Here is a 17101-nt window from a genome sequence, read left to right as displayed (position 1 = left end):
TCAGTCGTCGGTGCGGTTGCGGTGACGGCGGACGGCCGCCGCGACGAGCACGACGGCTCCGGCGGCGATGAGCGCGCCGGCTCCGATCCACAGGCCCATGAGCTGGTTGCCGTCGAACCCGGCGCGCACGAGCGGGTCGCTGCTGTCGCTTGTGTCGATGACGGCGCTCGAGGTGCCGCCGGCGGAGGTCGCTGAGACGGCGGCGATGTTGTAGACACCGCGCGCATCGGAGGGCAGGGTGATGCGGATCGCGGGCAGAGCCCCCGACGCGTCGGAGGTGAACTGCGCGCTCGCCGTCGAGACGGCGGTGCGAACGAGTGCGAAGGTTGCCGCGGCGCCGTTCTCACCGGTCACGGTGACGGTGACGGTCTCGTTCGCGCCGAAGGTGGTCGAGTCGCACTCGAAGGTGATGGTGTCGCCCGCACCGGCACCGGCGGCATCCGACGAACAGGCGTCGACCGGCGGGTAGATGGTCGACGCATTCGCGACGGCGGGCGCGCCGAAAGCCATCGTGACGATGAAGAGGACGGTCAGAAGGGCGCGGGGGGAACGGCGCATGGGGTGCTGCTTTCGGGCCGGGTACTTACCCGAGTGTAACTGAGGCGTTCCGACCTGGGGTTTCTGCCCGATGACGTTTGCGCAACTCCCGGCTCAGCGGAGGGTGAGGTCCGACCCGGCCGGCTCGCACGACGCGTCGACGATCGGCGACCGCGAGGCGTCAGCCGTCGGCGTGACCCATGCCTCAGCATCTCGGATGTCGGTGTCGGCGACGAGGTCGATGCTCACCGACTCGGTCTCACCCGGCTTCAGGTCGAACGAGTACGAGAGCACCTGGCGGCCGTCGATCATGCCCCCGCCGAAGCCGGCGCCCGTCGAGGTGGTGGAGGGTCCGATCGCGAATCCCGCGGGCAGGTAGACCTCGCCGACGACGCGGGCGATGCCCTCGGGAACTCCGTAGACGCCGCTGCCGGTGATGTACTCGGGCAGCGATGTCGCCGCGTCGGCGGGAACGGTGTTGGTCAGCGTGACCCGCAGTGAGAGCGTCCGCGGTGTCGCGCCGGTGCCGCAGCCCGACCAGCTCAGCTGCACGTCGGGTGTCACGTAGTAGTCCATCTTCGAGCCCGTGCCGTCGTTGAAGTAGACGCCCAGGCGCGCCGTGTCGGCGGTGCTCTGCACCGGCTCGCCCGCCAGCGTCGTGCCGGCGAGGACGGCCTCGTCCGCTTTCTTCGCGCTCCACAGGTAGAGGCGGTGCTCGGAGCCCGCGCGGCCGAGCGCGGTGATGAGGGCACCGGGGTTCACGTCGCCCTTCGTGAGGGCGGTGAAGACGGCGCCGGCGGCGGCCGAGAACACCAGGTCCTGCTGGTCGGCGTCCGGGTAGCGGATGTAGACCTCGTTGAGGAGGAAACCCGCCGCGTTCTCACTCGTGAGCACGTCGCCCGTCGGGAGGGTCACCGGTCCCGTGGCCTCGAGCAGGTACGACAGCGCCACGGGGTCGATGGACATGACGCCGTCGGCTGTCACCTCGTTGCGCTTCGCGAATTCCGTCGCGAGCTGGGACGTCAGGCGGAAGTCGGGTACCTGCGTGATGTTCTGCAGGAAGCGGCCCGGCTTGGCGTTGTAGATCGTGCGGTAGTCGCCGAGGTCGAGCACGGAGTCCGGGTAGGACGGGATGCCGCGCGCCTGGATCTGCTCGCCCAGAGTGAGCGTCCCGTCCTTCGCGACGATGGGGGTCATCGACCCGACGATGCCGCCGAGCGTTCGCCATTCGGAGTTGTTCTGCACGAGCAGCAGGTGGGTGCGGGGGCCGTCCGCGCCGAGCATCGACGGCAGCAGGGCGCTGGCGCGGGCGAGGGCGTCGGTCCCCGAGGCGACCTCCGACAGCAGGCCGCCGAGCTTGTCGACGGCATCCGCGATGGGGGTGACGAGGGGAGTGCGGTCGATCGACGCGACGTCGTCGCGAGCGGATACCGCGACCTTCGCCGCCTTCGCTGCGGGGTCGGCGAGCGCCGAGAAGACGGACGTGTCGATGCGTCCGTCCACGGGAACGAATGCCTTCACGCCGAAGCCGCCGGCCACCGAGGCGATCGGACGGGCCGTGCCGTTCACGACGTCGTCCACCGCCTCAGCGACATCGGCGACGGCGGCCAGCTGCGGCCCGACCCACGGCACTCCTTCGGCTCCCTGCCAGATGGGGTCGGACGTCAGCGACCGGGCGTTCGAGGTGTCCTCGGCGAGGTCGTCGAGGGCGGCGCGCGCGGCGCTCAGGTTGTCGATGTCCTTGGCGATCGCGGGCGCCTTCTGCTGCGCGGCCGAGAGGTGCCAGTAGGCGAGGTAGCCGCGCACCCCGAGCCATCCGATCGCGAAGACGAGCAGCAGGAGCGCGAGCCCGAGGACCCAGACGACGACGCGGCCGGCGGTGCGGGCGGCGGGAGGGAGGAAAGTCTCGGGCATCGGCATGATCCTACGGCGATGCCGTGACGGACAGATGTCAGATGTCTGAGGTCGGGTGTCAGGGCGCGAACACCGCGCGCTCCCACCGGTCACCGCCCGCAACCTGCGCGTGCGCGGCGGCGTCGGCGGCGGCGGCGCAGAGCCGGTCGAGGTCGTAGTCGGCCAGCGGTGCCGCTGCGACCCCGATGCTCGCGGAGAGACGGATGGGGACGGACCGCTGATCGGTGATCGCGCCGATCTTCTCGAGCAGCCGGGAGAGGTAGCCCCGCACGGCCGTGTCGGGGCGCGGCAGGAGGACGAGGACCTGCGTCGGCGACACGACATGGACGTCGGCCTCGGGTGGCATGACGTCGCGGATGTCGCTCACGAAGCGCGCGGAGATGCGCTGGAAGGCCCGGCCGCTCGAGGCCTCGAGGAGCTCGGTCGGGTCGTCGAGGCGCACATCGATCAGCGACCACCAACGGTCGTCGGCTTTCTTCGCACGCGCCAGTCGGTCGTGCGCGATACGGAAGAAGTCGACCGTCCGCTGCTGCTCGGGCTTCTGCGCCCCGCGCCGCGCGAGATAGAGCAGTGTGACGAGCGCACAGATGAGGAAGAGCAGTGCCACGAGTTCGTTGAGATCGTAGAGATCCCTCATGTCGGATTCGGTCTGACCGACCGTGCCCTGTGCCAGGCGGATGATGCCGTCGATCGCCACGACGACGCCGAGCCCGACGAAGCCGAACGAGGCGACGAGCAGCGGAAGGGCCATCTCCCTCTCGGGGGCGCGGAGGCGCAGCAGCTCCCACACCGTCAGCCCGCAGGCGACGGCCCCCATGGCGAAGGCGACTCGGAACACCGGTCCGTAGGCGGGAGTCTCGGCAGTGAGGCCGAGCGCGATCGTGAAAGCGCTGAACGCGATGATGGTCGGGACGAGCATGACCGGCTCGCGTCCGCGACGGGCACGCAGACCCACCCACGCGTAGGCGGCGGCGCAGAGGATCGGGCCGTGAGCGGCACCGCGCAGCTGCTGCGACCCGAGTTCGTCGGCGGCGACGAGCAGGTAGCAGCTGAGCATCGCGAGGGCGAAACCCGCCGACCAGATGGATGCCGCGCGACCGGGGAACGGCAGGAAGCCGAGGCCGATCATCATGATCGTGCAGGTGGTGGCGATCGCGACGAGGACGATCGTCACATCGATGTGCGTCATTGCTCGTCCCCCTCTCCGCGGCCTGCGGCAGGCAGACGGACCGTGACGGTCGTCCCGTGTCCGAGGGCGCTCTCCACCGTGATGCTACCCCCGTGGCTCTCGACGATTTCGCGCGCGATCCCCATGCCGAGCCCCGTGCCCGGCACGCCGCCTTCCTGCGCGGCCTGCGCACGGAAGTACGGGGTGAACACCCGCTCGACGTCGTCGGGCGACATGCCGATGCCCTCATCGGCGACGGTCACCGCGCCCCAGCCGTCTTCGTCGACCGCGGCCACGACTCGAAGCGTTCCCCGATCGCTGTACTTGATCGCGTTGCTGATGATGTTGTCGATGACCTGGCGCAGGCGGAACTCGTCGCCGTCGACCTCGATCGGGCCGGCCACGACGGCGTCGATCGCCAGGGCGGAGGCGGATGCCGCCGGCTCGAATGCCTCGATCGACGCGGTGACCAGCCGGGTGAGATCGAAGCGCGCGGGGGGGTCCTCGGCATCCGTCGACTGAGCGAGCAGGCCCTGGATGAGGGTGAGCATGCGTTCGCTCGCGGATTCGATGACGTCGACGTGGTCGCGCTGCGCGGGTGTCAGGGGGGCGCCTTCGAGGAGGAGGTCGGCGTGGCCGAGGATCGCGGTCAGCGGGTTGCGCAGCTCGTGGGCGACGACCCGGGTGACGTGGGGGCGTTCGCGTTGGACGTCGGCGACCGCCGTGAGATCTTCGAGCTCGACGACGAACGTCTCTTCGCCCAGGGAGTTGGCGGCGGCAGGGCGGATGGACAAACCGAGCGCACGCCAGGTTCCGGTGCGGTCGAAGAGCCATATCCGCTCGTCCGCGACCGTCTCACCGCGACCGGCGCGGGCGACTGCTGTCTCCGCGGGGGCCAGGGCGCGGCCACGGTAGCCGGTGTACTCGACGGCGCCGCCGACGGGAAAACGCAGGTCCTGCGTGTCGAGAGAGTAGAGCCGCCGATAGGCCGCGTTCGCCGAAACGATCTCGCCGCCGCGGGCCACCCGGGCGAGCGCGACCGAGATGGAGTCGAAGACCGCGTTGACGCGCTGTTCGGCGGACTGGACGCGATCGACGGTGGTGGCCAGTCGGCGAGCTTGGTTGCGGGCCAGGTACCGGAAAGCTCGCGTGCGCTGGGCGCCGACGGAGATCGTGATGGCGAGGAATGCCAGGGCCAGCAGGATGATGAGCAGGTCGACGAGTACCGCGGCCGAGAAGTCCCAGTGGGACGGATCGGCAAGGTTCATGAGCGCCACAGCGGCCAGCGAGGCGGCTATCTCGACCGTGCCGTAATAGGTCGCGATCCACGCGATCGGGAACACCCACAGGTAGCCGAGGCTGGGCTGGCTGAGCGTCAGGAACCCGATGGCGACGATGTCGACCACGGGCAGCACGAAGGCGGAGTGCTTCGGCGTGCGCGCCCACGGAACGACGAGGGTCGCGATCGAGGCGACGATGATGACGAGGATGCCGAAGAGGAATCCCGGCGTTGCGAGAAGACTGACATCGAGGACGCCGACGGCGACCGTGATGACGACGACGCTGAAGGTGAAGATCAGCTGCCACTGCCACACCGAACGCACACGGGTGCCGATCAGTTGACTGTCGGCCCAGCGGCTTTCGATCATCGGCATAAGGGCTCCGCCGCCAGTGTGGCACGGATCGCGCACCCGCGTCAGAAAGCGGTGTCTCCCGGAGCGAGCGCGGCACGCGCCGTCTTGACGAGGATGACGAAATCGCCGACGAGGGTCCAGTTCTCGACGTACGACAGGTCGAGGCGCACCGATTCCTCCCACGACAGCGACGACCGGCCGCTGACCTGCCACAGGCCCGTGATCCCGGGCTTCACGAGGAAGCGGCGGTGGACGTGGTCGGCGTAGAGCTCGACCTCGCGGGGGAGGGGCGGGCGCGGCCCGACGAGCGACATCGACCCGCCGATCACGTTGAACAGCTGGGGGAGCTCGTCGAGGCTGAGCCGCCGCATGATGCGCCCGATGGGGGTGACCCGCGGATCGTGCTTCATCTTGAAGAGGACCGCATTGCCGGCATCCCGGTCCTGCTCCATCAGTGCGGCGAGCCGGTCTTCGGCGTCGGTCACCATCGAGCGGAACTTCAGCATCGTGAACTCGCGACCGCCGTGGCCGACGCGCGTCTGTCGGAACAGCACGGGGCCCGGGCTCGAGAGCCGGATCGAGATGGCGAGGAAGGCGAGGAGCGGGCTGATGACGGCGACGCCGATCGAGGCGGCGCTGACGTCCATGACGCGCTTCAGGACGCGCTGGCCGCCGCTGAAGCGCGGCGTCTCGACGTGGAGCAGGGGCAGGCCGGCGACGGGCCGGCTGCTGATGCGGGGGCCGGCGATGTCGGCGATGCCGGGCGCGATGACGAGGTGCTGACGCCCCGCTTCGAGGCCCCAGGAGATCTCCTTCACCTTGTCGGCGGGCAGCTCGTCGGTGCTCGTGATGACGACGGTGTCGGCAGAGGTCGCCGCCATCGCGTCGCCGAGCGCCGAGATCGATCCGATGATCGGGATGTCGGTGCCCTCGATCGTGTCGGCGACGGCGCCGCCGGGCACGCAGGCGCCGACGACGTAGTAGCCGGCGCTCGGCGTCCGCAGCAGCTCGTTGGCGATGTCGATGACAGAGCGCCGCGACCCCACGAGGAGCACGCGGGCCGAGAACGCGCCGCTGCGCCGCTGGGCGATGAGCCACTGGCGCCAGAGCCAGCGTTCGAACAGCAGGATGAGGATGCCGAGGGGCAGGCTGATCAGCAGGAAGCCCCGGGCGACCTCGGTCTGGGTGAGGAACGCGACGATCGCGATGACGCCGAAGAGCGTGACGCTGGACCGGGCGATGCGGGCGTACTCGGCCGAGCCGGCACCGATGACCCGGTGGTCGCGGGTGTCGGCGAGGCTGAGGGTGAGCATCCACAGGAGGATGAGGGCGGTCGAGAACCCCCAGTACGAGACCTCGCCGGCCACGCGTCCCGCTTGGATCGCGAGGTCGGCCGCGCCGAGGCCGAACCAGGCGAGCTGCGTGCCGTAGACGACCCAGATGAGGACGAGCAGGTCGCTGATCCACAGCCGCCGCGCGTAGGTGCGGCGCCACCGTTTGACGGGTTCGTCGTGACGCGCGCCCGTCGCCTTCTCGTCACTGCCCGTAGATTTCGATGTCACCGTGATCGCCATCGTTTCGCCACTCCCCGCGAGACGTGAAACTCCCCGTGCGTGGAAGCTACCAGCAGCGTGTGACGTCCGTGTGTCCAACCCGTCATGCAACGCCACCGTCCGTCAGCGCCGGCAGGCGGAGCGCCGCCGAGACGCCGTGGCCCACGTCGGACGAGAGGGTGACGTCACCGCCGTTGCGGCGGGCGAGGTCGCGGGCGCTGCCGAGACCGAGGCCCAGTCCGCCCGCCCCGCGACCCTCGGCCTCGGGGCCGCGGTAGAACCGGTCGAAGGCGTGCTGCAGAGTCGTGGGCGACATCCCGGGGCCGTCGTCGGTGACGGTGATCCACACGTCGCCGTCGATGCGTGAGGCGGTGACGGCGATGGTGCCGTTCTCGGCGAAGGTGACGGCGTTCGAGACGAGGTAGGTCAGCGCGCGTTCGACGTCGATGGGGGCCGCGCGGGCGACGAGGCCGCTGGCCACCGTGACGATGGACGCGTGGCGGGCGGCGGCATCCGTCGCGAAGGCGGCCCTCACCCGCTCCATGAGGGGGTCGACGGCGACCGCGTCGGAGGTGCTCGCCTCCCGCGACTCGATGAGGCCGTCGACGAGCGTCGTCAGGCGGTCTGCACCGCGGCGGACCTTTGCGATCCACCCGCGCTGCTGGTCGTCGATGTCGGTGTCGAGCAGCAGGTCGGTGTAGCCGACGATGTTCGTGAGCGGCGTCCGCAGCTCGTGGCTGGTGGTGGTCGCGAAGTCCTCGCGCTGGCGCTGCAGTTCGAGCTGTGCGGCGAGGGCGGCGACGCGGGCGCGCTCGGCTTGGGCCACGTCTTCGGCAGCCTGCAGGGCGAGGGCCGCGTTCGCGCGGCTCTCGTAGCGCGCGACGGAGACGAGCAGCGTGAACACGCCCACCGTGCTCATGAAGATGACGAGGTCGACCGGCGCGATTCGGGACGCGGCGAGGTCGAAGCCGAACGAGCCGCCGGCGGTGAGGGCGAGCAGCAGCGCGGCGATGGAGATGATGAGCGATTGCAGGATCGCGGTGCGCAGGGGGAAGCGCAGGCACCCCGCAGCGAGGACGGCGAACACGAGGAAGCTCAGGTTGGTCGCTCCGCCGGGCCCGAAGGTCAGGAGCAGCGTGGGCACGGTCACGGCGGCGTGCACGGCGAGCTCACCGGCCTGCGGGGTGCGGGTTTCCCTGGGCGGGACGATCGCCAGTGCGCCGATCAGCATCGTTGCGGAGCTGTGCGAGGCGAAGCCGACGATGGCGACGGGGAGGAACGACGAGCCGACCAGCAGGACGCCGGCCGTGGCGATCGTCAGGCCCAGCACCGCCGCTCCGGCGAGGGATGCCGCGACGAACCGCACCGCACGCGTGAGGGTCGTGAGGCGGAAGCCGTCGTCGTGGCGTCCGAGCACCGAGAGGAGGACGGCGATCTCGATCGTGTTGCAGAACCCGTACAGCAACGCCACCGACCAAGGCCTGCCGACCAGGGCGTTGCTCGCCGAGGTGGCGACGAAGGTGGCGAGCAGGGCCCACCGCCGCTCGCCGGGCTTGGCTCGGAGCGCGAACCACGCGGAGGCGCCCGCGGCGGGCCACCACCAGGCGATCGGGAGGCCTGGCGCCTGCAGGGTCAGGCCGACCATGCCCAGCGCGATGATGACGACGGGGGTGGCGATCCAGAACCACCAGCGCCGCGACCGGGACGACGCCGGGGAAGGCGCCTTCCCCGCTGCGGTCGGAGTCGTCACGCGTACACCGTACAGCGCGTGTGTGTCGCGTATAGTCTCACGGAACAGTCGGTGTCTCGATCGACTAGCGAAAACAAGGTGGGTGCTCGGTGTCACGAGTCCTTGTGGTGGAAGACGACGTGGACGTCGCCTCACTCCTGACCCACGTCCTCGCCTCCGTCGGGCACGACGTCGAGGTGGCCCACGACGGCGGCGCCGGCCTCGAGTTGGCCTACGAGAAGCATCCCGACATGGTGATCCTCGACTGGATGATGCCCATCAAGACGGGCATCGAAGTGTGCTCGACGCTGCGGTCCGACCCGGAGTTCTCGTCGACGCGCATCATGATGCTGACGGCGCGTTCCTCGCCGCAGGATGTCGCCCAGGCGCAGGCTGCCGGTGTCGACGACTACGTCGTGAAGCCGTTCACGCCGCGTCAGCTGCGCGAGCGCGTGGCCACGCTGCTCCAGGCCGGCTGACTCATCCGGCCTGCGCGACCGGGACGGCGAACTCGCCTTCGAGGACGACCCGGTCACCTCTCTGCCGCAGGGTGGTCCGCGCCCCTCGCGTGCCGATGCCCGTCACGTGCTCTCCGCCGGGCGCGCCGGTGAGGCGAAGGATGCCGGGGCTGCCGACGCGCACGCTGAGCTGATCGTCGACGCGCTCGATCGCGACCTCGGCCCACCGGGCGCCGGAGTGCTTGACCGCGTTCACGAGTCCCTCGTTGACGAGGCTGGTGACCGCCTCGCCGACGATCGCGTCGTCGAGGCTCGCGCGGGCGTCGTCGTGGATCGCGAGTGAGACGTCCATCACGACCGACCACGCGCGCACCAGGTCGTGGATGTCCTCGGCGTCGACTGCGGCCGGGGCATCCGCGGTGCTCACCTGGTCGAAGATCTCGTCGGTCTGCGCCCGGAAGGTGGCGAGCATTTGCTCGTCGGCGGGGTTCTCGTCGACGTGCGCGGCGAGGATCACGCACCGCCCCTGCAAGCGGCCGTGCAGCAGGTCGGTGGCGCGGCGCAGGGGGAGCTGCGCGGCATCCACCTCAGCGGCGAGGGTGCGCGCCGAGTCGAGCAGCACGGTCGTGGCGCGCTCCTCCTCGGCGCGGGCGCGGCGGTACGCGTCGACGGAGATGCTGATGATGACGGCGACGAGGGGGACCGCGACGAGAGGCACGAGCCCGAGTGAACCGACGCTCGGGATGAGGGCGAACGAGAGCGCCATCACGCCGACGCCCACGGCCAGCCAGGTGGCGACGAAGACGGCGCCGCGCAGGCGTGGACGCAGCCGGCGGGTGGATCGGATGATCGCCGAGGCGACGAGGTCGAGCGCCGCGCACACGAGGATCGCGGTGAGGGCGACCGACGGTCCGCCGTGGGCGAGGCCGAACGGGAGCGTCGCGCCGACGTACGTGAGGCCCACTGTCAGCAGGGGGGTCCTGCCGAGTCGTCCGACGAGCGGGACGCGCTGGGCCTCGCCGACGCTGACGTCAGCGGGCGAGCGGGGCGTGGGGGCGGTGCGCACGGCGTCGAGCGCGTGCGACGCGGCCCGCACCCGGTCGGAGTACTCCCGGACCGCGTCGTAGGTCACCGGACGGCCCAGCAGATCGTCGCGCGATGCGCGCAGCTCGGCGACGAGACGGTCGCGCTCGGCGTCGCCGTCGGTACGTAGCCGATTCACCTCGGCGATGGCGGCGCGCATCTGGGCGCCGGCGAGCTGTAGGCGGGTCGTCGTCGCCCGCAGCCGACGCTGGTAGGTGATGGCCACCGCGCACGCCGTGAACAGGGCGACGCACGTGACGAGGTTGGTGGTGATGCGGTTCGGCCAATTGCCGCCGGTGGAGGTGCCGAAGACGAGGGTGCTGATGCCGTCGTTGACGAAGGGCCGGATGCCGGAGATCAGGACGATCGCTCCGATGATCGCCCATGCCCTCGCCGCCGGCCGCTCGAGGCGCCGCTCGGCCCAGGTCGCCGCGAAGCCGATCGCGATGAGCGGAGGCGAGCCGAGCGCCGCCACGGCGACGCCGCGGAGATAGCCGAGGAACGAGGGGTCGCCGACGCTGGGCACGCTCAGGAGGACTCCGACGGCGAGGGCGAGGATCAGCGACCAGCGGCTGAAGTACTCACCGCTGACGAACGTCGCGCCCAGCGTCCGCCAGACGCGTCGTACTCTTCCCATCAGCGTGTCGTGCTGAGGAGCTGATCTCCCACCCACACCCGCACGGTATCGCTCGTGAGGGCCAGGGCGACAGGTCCGGTGGCGTCGGTGGTGAGGCAGTCGATGGGTGCACTCTCGGGGGCGAGCGTCGCGACCTGGATGCCGTCGCAGTCGGGGCTCGTGGTGGCGCCGACGATGTCGCCGTCGAGCACATCGACGGCGACCACACCGGTGCCGATCTCGGTGGTCTCGCCATCGGCCACGGCGTAGGCCGTGCCGTCGCAGATGAACGCCGCGGTGCCACTCGAGGTGCGAAGGCCCCACGGCTGCGCGCACGGGGCGTCGACGGTGGTGCCATCGATGACCAGGCTGTCGCCGGTGATGTAGGCGGATGCCGGCAGCAGGTCGTCGTACGGCGACCAGAACGTGCCTTCGGTGAACGTGCGCAGAGCCTGGGTCTCGCAGTCGTCGCCGAGGTCGGCGACGAGGTCGGCCTGGGTTTCGGCGAACGGCGTCAGGGCGCGGATCTGCGTGATGTCGCGGTAGGTGGGGGTGACGTCGACCCAGGTGTCACCGTCGTCATCCGATCGTTCGACGACGGGTGCGGGGCCGTCGCACCGGCCCGCGGTGGCGCGCCACATCATGTCGGCGTCGACGGCGAGGAATCGTTCATCGGCGTCGGGCGGTGCGATCGCGGCGGCGCTCGCCGAGGGCGACGGTGAGGGCGCCGGGGGAGCGAGGCCCACGGTGGGCGCCGGACGGGTCGCCGGGTCGACGCCGTCGCCCTGGCCGCGCTGCAGGGCCAGCACGACGAGGGCGCCGACGGCGACCGTCAGCGCGACGACGAGCAGCGCGACGACGACCGAGGGCAGCCCGCGTCGAACGGGCGAGCGGCGTGCCATGACTCAGCGGGCGGCGGCGTCGCCGGCATCCCGCGCGCCGCGACGCGAGTCGACGCCGATCTCGCCGAAGGCGGGCGCCGTGTCGGGGACGACGGCGACGGGCGTCTTGCGCTTGCGGCCACGGGCGGCCTTCGGCTGCTCCTGCGTGTAGCCGTAGGCACCGTACCCGTACCCATAGCCGTACCCGCTGTAGTACGAGTCGGGTCCGCGGGTGGGCACCATCGACATGACGAAGCCGGCGACCTTCGCGCCCACCGTGTGCAGGGCCTCGACGGCGCCTTCGAGCTGGTGGCGGGTGACCTTGCCGGCCGAGGCGACGAGGATGGCGCCGCTCGTGCCGCGCGCGAGGATCGCCGCGTCGGTGACGGGCAGCAGGGGCGGGGCGTCGCAGAGGACGACGTCGAAATCGCGTTCGAGCACGTCGAGCAGGGTCGCCATCTGCTTCGATCCGAGCAGCTCGCTCGGGTTGGGCGGGATCTTGCCGGCGGGCAAGACGAACAGGCTGCGCCCGCCCCACGGCAGCATGACGTCGCCGACGCGGGTGCGGCCGATGAGGACATCGGTCAGGCCGACGCCGCCCTCGATGCCGAGGTACTCGGCGACCTTGGGCTTGCGCAGGTCGGTGTCGAGCAGCGCGACCTTCTTGCCGGCGTCGGCGAGGGCGATCGCGAGGTTGATGGTCGTCGTCGACTTGCCTTCGCTCGGCACCGAGCTCGTGATGACGAAGCTCGCGCGGCCGCCCATGTCGAGGAACTGCAGGTTCGTGCGGAGGGCGCGGAACGACTCGGCGCGCGGGCTGAGCGGATCGGCGTGCACGATCAGCGGACGTTCCTTGGCCTTCGAGTCGAACGCGATCGCGCCGAGCGAGGGAGCGGACGTGATGGCCTCGGCATCCCGCGGGGTACGGACCTTGTTGTCGAGCACGGTGCGCAGGACCGCGATACCGATGCCCAGGGCCAGGCCGACGAGCAGACCCAGCGCGAGGTTGAGCGGCACGTTGGGGCTCGCCGGCGAGAGGGCGGGCTGCGCGTCGCTGACGCGGGTGAGCCGGATGGGGCTGCCGCCTTCTTCGATCTGCGGCTCGATCTCGGGGACGACGGTCGACAGGCTCGCCGCGACCTGATTGGCGAGGTTCGCCGCAACGACCGGATCGGGGTCGGATGCCGTGATCGTGATGATCGTGGTGTTGAGCGCCGACGACGCGGTGACCTGCTGAGCGAGGCTCTGCGCGGTGACGCCCAGGTCGAGCTCGGCGATCACCGGGTTGAGCACGATCGGGGTCGTCACGAGCCCGACGTACGTGTTGATACGCGTCTGGGCGAAGTTCGCACCTTGCTGGATGTCGGATGCCGTGCCGCCGGTCTGCGTCGAGACGGCGACGCTGCTCGACGACTCGTACACCGGGGTGCGCGTGAGTGAGTAGGCGGCTGCAGCGCCCAGACCGACCAGCGTCAGCACGACGATGACGAGCCAGTTCTTGCGGAGGACGCGGATGTAGTCGCTGAGCTCCATGGTGCCTCTCGTGCCTACGCCCGGCGGACGTGCGAACAATGCGGCTCAGTCTGCCACAGGGCTGTGTCGGGCAGATGACACGCGGGGATCGTGCCGCGATCGGAGTGCGCGGGTCGGCTAGTCAGGCCTCGTAGTCGCCGATCCACCAATCGGAGATCGCCGCCATCTCGGCCGCGACGGTCTGGTGTCGGGGATGCGCGCGGAACGCGGCGAAGGTCTCGGCGCTCTCGAACGTCGCTTCTTCGACGACGATGCGGCCCTTGCGTTCGTCGAGCGACCGGGAGATACGCCAGTCGACGATGCCGGGCAGGTCGGCGAGGGTGCCCAGCCGGTCGATCGCACCGGCGACGTCGTGCTCTTCGACGTGGTCGTAGATGCGAAAGAGCACGACGTGGCGGTACGCCATCGGGTTACTCGCGGATCGTGTCGACGTGGTCGCGGTACCAGGCGACAGTGCGCTCGAGGCCCTCCTGCAGGCTGATCTTCGCGGTCCAGCCGGCGTCGGCGAGCTTCGAGACGTCGAGGAGCTTCTGCGGGGTGCCGTCGGGCTTGGTGGTGTCCCATTCGGTGTCGCCGGTGAAGCCCGTGACGTCGGCGATGGTCTCGGCGATCTCGCGGATGGTGACGTCGCTGCCGGTGCCGACGTTGACCTGGTCGGGGCCGTCGTAGTGCTCCATGAGGTGCAGGACGGCGTCGGCCATGTCGTCGGAGTGCAGGAATTCGCGGCGGGGCGTGCCGGTGCCCCAGTTGGTCACGGCGTCGGCGCCGGTCTTGGCGGCGTCGTCGTAGCGGCGGATGAGGGCGGGCAGCACGTGCGAGCCCTTCGGTGAGAAGTTGTCGTTCGGCCCGTAGAGGTTGGTCGGCATCGCGCTGATCCACGGAAGCCCGTACTGGCGGCGCACGGCCTGGGTGTGGAGGATGCCGGCGATCTTGGCGATCGCGTACGCGTCGTTCGTGGGCTCGAGGTGCCCGGTGAGCAGCGAGTCCTCCCGGATGGGCTGCTCGGCGAACTTCGGGTAGATGCAGGACGATCCGAGGAACGCGACGCGCTCGACATCCTGGGCGAGCGCCGCGTCGAGCACGTTGGTCTGGATCCGCATGTTGTCGGAGAGGAAGTCGACCGGGTAGGTGCTGTTGGCGAGGATGCCGCCCACCTTCGCCGCCGCGAGGACGATGTAGCTGGGCTTGATCTCGGCCATGTAGGCGAACACGTCGTCGCGGTTCTTGAGGTCGAGCTCGGCGGAGGTCTTGCCGACGACGTGGGTGAAACCTTCGGCTTCGAGCTTGCGGACGATCGCGGAGCCGACGAGGCCCCGGTGGCCGGCGACGTAGAACGTCGCGTCCCGGTCGAGCGCGCCGGGTGTGTAGGTGACGCCGTCGACCGCGCCGGTCACGCGGTGCCCCACGAGGCGAGCTTGACGGTGTCGATCCATTCCGGACCCTTTTCAAGTGCTTCCACGTCGGCGTCAACCATGAGGGTCGCGAGTTCCTTCCCGTGGATGGTGGGAACCCAGCCGAGCTTGTCGGCGGCCTTCGACGGGTCGCCGATGAGCGCGTCGACCTCGGTGGGTCGCAGGTAGCGCTCGTCGAACTTCACGAACTCCTGCCAGTCGAGCCCGACGTGACCGAACGACGTCTCGAGGAAGTCCTTGATCGTGTAACCGACCCCCGTGCCGAGGACGAAGTCCTCGGGCTCGTCGGCCTGCAGCATCCGCCACATGCCTTCGACGTACTCGGCGGCGTAGCCCCAATCGCGGATGGATTCGAGGTTGCCGAGGTAGAGGTCCTTCTGCACGCCGGCCTTGATGCGGGCGACGGCGCGGGTGATCTTGCGGGTGACGAACGTCTCGCCGCGGCGGGGCGACTCGTGATTGAAGAGGATGCCGTTGACGGCGAACATGTCGTACGCCTCGCGGTAGTTCTTCACGATCCAGTACGAGTAGAGCTTCGCGACGCCGTAGGGCGACCGCGGGTAGAAGGGGGTGTCCTCGCCCTGGGGCGGGGGAGTGGCACCGAAGAGCTCCGACGTGGATGCCTGGTAGAACCGCGTCTTGATGCCCGAGAGGCGGACGGCTTCGAGCAAGCGGATCGTGCCGGTGCCTGTGGTGTCGGCGGTGTGCTCGGGCTCGTCGAACGAGACGCGCACGTGCGACTGGGCGGCGAGGTTGTAGACCTCGTCGGGGTTGATCTCGCTCATGAGGGTGACCATGCGGGCACCGTCGCTGAGGTCGCCGTAGTGCAGGAAGAGCTTGGCGCTCGGGTCGTGCGGGTCGACGTACAGGTGGTTGATGCGGTGCGTGTTGAAGGTCGACGCGCGACGGATGAGTCCGTGCACCTCGTAGCCCTTCCGCAGCAGCAGTTCGGCGAGGTAGGAGCCGTCCTGTCCGGTGATGCCGGTGATGAGAGCGCGCTTGGTCACGATGTGGTTCCCCCTGGGCTGAACGAGGCCGTCAGCTCGTCGATACGGCCGAACGCGGAGGCCGCGCACGGTCTCCATCGATGAGCGTTTGGAGAAGAGTAGCGAACGACTCGATCGCGAATGTTTCGTCGAGGACCGTCTCGCGGTAACGCTTGCCGCTCTGACCGAGATGCTCGGCGCGCTCGTGGTCGCGGCCGAGCTCGAGGCTCGCGTCGAGAAGGGACTGCGGGCTGGCCGCCGGGACGACGACGCCGGCTCCCGCCGCGCGGATCTCGTCGGCGGTGATGCCGTTCTTGTCGGTCGCGGCGATGACGGGGCGGCCGCTGGAGAAATAGGACGTCAGCTTGCTGGGGACGGCCATCTCGCTGACGCCGGGGTACTCGTTGACGAGCAGGATGTCGGCCGCGGCGAGGGCGGCCGAGAACTCGGCATCCGGAAGCGGGTCGAGGAACTGCACGGTCGGCACGCCTTCGGCGAGGGCCTTGAGGCGGTCGCGCTCGCCGCCGCCGCCCATGAGCACGAAGCGGATGGGGGCGCCCTGCGCCTCGGCGAGCCGGGCGGCGTCGATGACGTTGCCGAGGCCCTGTTTGATGCCCATGTTGCCGGCGTGGAGCACGACGACCTCATCGCCCCAGCCGCGCGCGGCGCGCGCGACGCTGCGATCGACGGGGGCGGTGGGGGCGAGGTGGGTCCAGTTGCGGACGACGTGGATGCGTTCAGGCGGAATGCCGTAGTCGTCGGCGACGCGGGCAGCGAAACGGTCGTGGATGACGACGACCCGATCGGCGGTGGCGAGCAGCCACTTCTCGGTCACCTTGATGACCTTGCTGCTGAGGCCGCCGTCCTGGCCGGTCTCGCGCAGGCCAAGCCAATAGAGGTCCTGCACCCAGACGACGACAGGTGTCTTCTTGCGGAAGAGCCGCAGCCGGAACGCGGCGAGGGCCGAAGAGAAGAGGGCGGGCGAGACGAGCACGGCGGCGTCGCGACCACCCAGAGGTGCGAAGAGCAGACGCAGTCCGAAGCTGAGCTCGGAGAGCAACCGACGGATGCCGCTCGGCTTCGACGGCACGTAGTGGCGAACCCGCAGGGCGTCGACGCCGTCGAGATGTTCCCTCCGTGACCACTGCCCGTAACCTGCCGACACACGCCACTCCGGATAATGAGGATGCGTCGTGACCACGTGCGTCCGGTATCCCCGCCTCGACAAACCACGTGCCATGGCTCCGGTGTAGGGGGAGATGCCGGTCGGCTCGGGAGGGTAGTTCACTCCCAGTACAGTGACTGCGGGGGCGGGACGCGACATGTTCTCGACCCTAGCCGCGCGTCGGTTTCGGCCTGGTTTCGGAAGGTGGACGATGTCTGACATCCCGGTAATCGATCTCTCGAAGGCCCCTGGTGAGCGTGCGGCGTGGGATCGGCCGGCGTGGGTCGTCTACCTCTGGGCCGTATGCGAACTGCTGTTCGTCACGAATCCGTGGCAGATCAGTTCAGGGCTGCGTGTGCGGGTCCTTCGGGCCTTCGGAGCACAGATTGGGCGAGGCGTCGTTTTTCGGCCTCGGACCCGCGTGAAGTTCCC

At 69.9% G+C, this 17101-nt stretch carries 14 protein-coding genes; 1 reads left to right on the top strand and 13 read right to left on the bottom strand.

Translation table 11 applies throughout. The features are described 5' to 3' along the window. The 6 genes from MRBLMI1x_RS00275 to MRBLMI1x_RS00250 all read right to left on the bottom strand — a co-directional run bounded on the left by MRBLMI1x_RS00275 (position 1) and on the right by MRBLMI1x_RS00250 (position 8556). Complete coding sequence (locus MRBLMI1x_RS00275; RefSeq protein ID WP_020098658.1) at positions 1–558, bottom strand: hypothetical protein; 558 nt, start codon at positions 556–558, stop codon at positions 1–3. Positions 559–651: 93 nt separating this feature from the next. Beyond that, positions 652–2451, bottom strand: coding sequence for a DUF4012 domain-containing protein (locus MRBLMI1x_RS00270; RefSeq protein WP_363454821.1), 1800 nt, complete (start codon positions 2449–2451; stop codon positions 652–654). A 58-nt stretch (positions 2452–2509) separates the two neighbouring features. Then, entirely contained in the window at positions 2510–3640 is a 1131-nt protein-coding gene (locus MRBLMI1x_RS00265) for a hypothetical protein (RefSeq protein ID WP_363454818.1), read from the bottom strand. Then, entirely contained in the window at positions 3637–5268 is a 1632-nt protein-coding gene (locus MRBLMI1x_RS00260) for a sensor histidine kinase (RefSeq protein WP_363454815.1), read from the bottom strand. Before MRBLMI1x_RS00260 ends, MRBLMI1x_RS00265 begins: the two co-directional genes overlap by 4 nt. 47 nt (positions 5269–5315) lie before the next feature. Continuing rightward, complete coding sequence (locus tag MRBLMI1x_RS00255) at positions 5316–6827, bottom strand: sugar transferase (RefSeq protein WP_363454812.1); 1512 nt, start codon at positions 6825–6827, stop codon at positions 5316–5318. A gap of 82 nt (positions 6828–6909) precedes the next feature. Further along, entirely contained in the window at positions 6910–8556 is a 1647-nt protein-coding gene (locus MRBLMI1x_RS00250) for a sensor histidine kinase (RefSeq protein WP_363454809.1), read from the bottom strand. 107 nt (positions 8557–8663) lie between these two features. On the opposite strand from MRBLMI1x_RS00250, the gene MRBLMI1x_RS00245 reads away from it, so the two are divergent. After that, positions 8664–9014, top strand: coding sequence for a response regulator transcription factor (locus MRBLMI1x_RS00245; protein ID WP_020665451.1), 351 nt, complete (start codon positions 8664–8666; stop codon positions 9012–9014). Position 9015: 1 nt separating this feature from the next. Here MRBLMI1x_RS00245 and MRBLMI1x_RS00240 read toward each other — a convergent pair whose 3' ends face one another. The 7 genes from MRBLMI1x_RS00240 to MRBLMI1x_RS00210 form a co-directional block, all read right to left on the bottom strand. After that, on the bottom strand, positions 9016–10713 hold the full coding sequence (locus tag MRBLMI1x_RS00240; RefSeq protein WP_363454804.1) for a hypothetical protein: 1698 nt from the start codon (positions 10711–10713) through the stop codon (positions 9016–9018). Continuing rightward, the gene (locus tag MRBLMI1x_RS00235) at positions 10713–11594 is read right to left on the bottom strand and encodes a hypothetical protein (protein ID WP_363454801.1); all 882 of its coding nucleotides are present in this window, start codon (positions 11592–11594) and stop codon (positions 10713–10715) included. Before MRBLMI1x_RS00235 ends, MRBLMI1x_RS00240 begins: the two co-directional genes overlap by 1 nt. A 3-nt stretch (positions 11595–11597) precedes the next feature. Further along, a complete protein-coding gene (locus tag MRBLMI1x_RS00230; protein WP_363454798.1) occupies positions 11598–13106 on the bottom strand; it encodes a polysaccharide biosynthesis tyrosine autokinase in 1509 nt (502 codons plus the stop codon). A 121-nt stretch (positions 13107–13227) separates the two neighbouring features. Beyond that, the gene (locus MRBLMI1x_RS00225) at positions 13228–13512 is read right to left on the bottom strand and encodes a Dabb family protein (RefSeq protein ID WP_363454795.1); all 285 of its coding nucleotides are present in this window, start codon (positions 13510–13512) and stop codon (positions 13228–13230) included. 4 nt (positions 13513–13516) lie between these two features. Further along, a complete protein-coding gene (locus tag MRBLMI1x_RS00220; protein WP_363454792.1) occupies positions 13517–14539 on the bottom strand; it encodes a GDP-L-fucose synthase family protein in 1023 nt (340 codons plus the stop codon). Then, positions 14497–15525, bottom strand: coding sequence for a GDP-mannose 4,6-dehydratase (gene gmd / locus MRBLMI1x_RS00215; RefSeq protein WP_336124687.1), 1029 nt, complete (start codon positions 15523–15525; stop codon positions 14497–14499). The genes MRBLMI1x_RS00220 and gmd overlap by 43 nt, the downstream gene beginning before the upstream one ends. Before the next feature lie 31 nt (positions 15526–15556). Further along, positions 15557–16828: a glycosyltransferase gene (locus MRBLMI1x_RS00210; protein ID WP_363454788.1), complete on the bottom strand. Its 1272-nt coding sequence runs from the start codon at positions 16826–16828 to the stop codon at positions 15557–15559. Positions 16829–17101 lie beyond the last annotated feature (273 nt).

Origin of the sequence: Microbacterium sp. LMI1x-1-1.1 (assembly GCF_040676205.1) — a bacterium.
In the GTDB taxonomy this organism is placed as follows: Bacteria; Actinomycetota; Actinomycetes; order Actinomycetales; family Microbacteriaceae; genus Microbacterium; species Microbacterium aquilitoris.
This window is presented reverse-complemented; position numbering and strand designations above follow the sequence as displayed.

Coding starts and splice junctions, on each gene's coding strand:
- MRBLMI1x_RS00230 (WP_363454798.1), bottom strand. CDS start 13,106: ATGGAGCTCAGCGACTACATCCGCGTCCTCCGCAAGAACTGGCTCGTC.
- MRBLMI1x_RS00255 (WP_363454812.1), bottom strand. CDS start 6,827: ATGGCGATCACGGTGACATCGAAATCTACGGGCAGTGACGAGAAGGCG.
- MRBLMI1x_RS00220 (WP_363454792.1), bottom strand. CDS start 14,539: ATGGATCGACACCGTCAAGCTCGCCTCGTGGGGCACCGCGTGACCGGC.
- MRBLMI1x_RS00270 (WP_363454821.1), bottom strand. CDS start 2,451: ATGCCCGAGACTTTCCTCCCTCCCGCCGCCCGCACCGCCGGCCGCGTC.
- MRBLMI1x_RS00260 (WP_363454815.1), bottom strand. CDS start 5,268: ATGATCGAAAGCCGCTGGGCCGACAGTCAACTGATCGGCACCCGTGTG.
- MRBLMI1x_RS00265 (WP_363454818.1), bottom strand. CDS start 3,640: ATGACGCACATCGATGTGACGATCGTCCTCGTCGCGATCGCCACCACC.
- MRBLMI1x_RS00275 (WP_020098658.1), bottom strand. CDS start 558: ATGCGCCGTTCCCCCCGCGCCCTTCTGACCGTCCTCTTCATCGTCACG.
- MRBLMI1x_RS00210 (WP_363454788.1), bottom strand. CDS start 16,828: ATGTCGCGTCCCGCCCCCGCAGTCACTGTACTGGGAGTGAACTACCCT.
- MRBLMI1x_RS00225 (WP_363454795.1), bottom strand. CDS start 13,512: ATGGCGTACCGCCACGTCGTGCTCTTTCGCATCTACGACCACGTCGAA.
- MRBLMI1x_RS00240 (WP_363454804.1), bottom strand. CDS start 10,713: ATGGGAAGAGTACGACGCGTCTGGCGGACGCTGGGCGCGACGTTCGTC.
- MRBLMI1x_RS00235 (WP_363454801.1), bottom strand. CDS start 11,594: ATGGCACGCCGCTCGCCCGTTCGACGCGGGCTGCCCTCGGTCGTCGTC.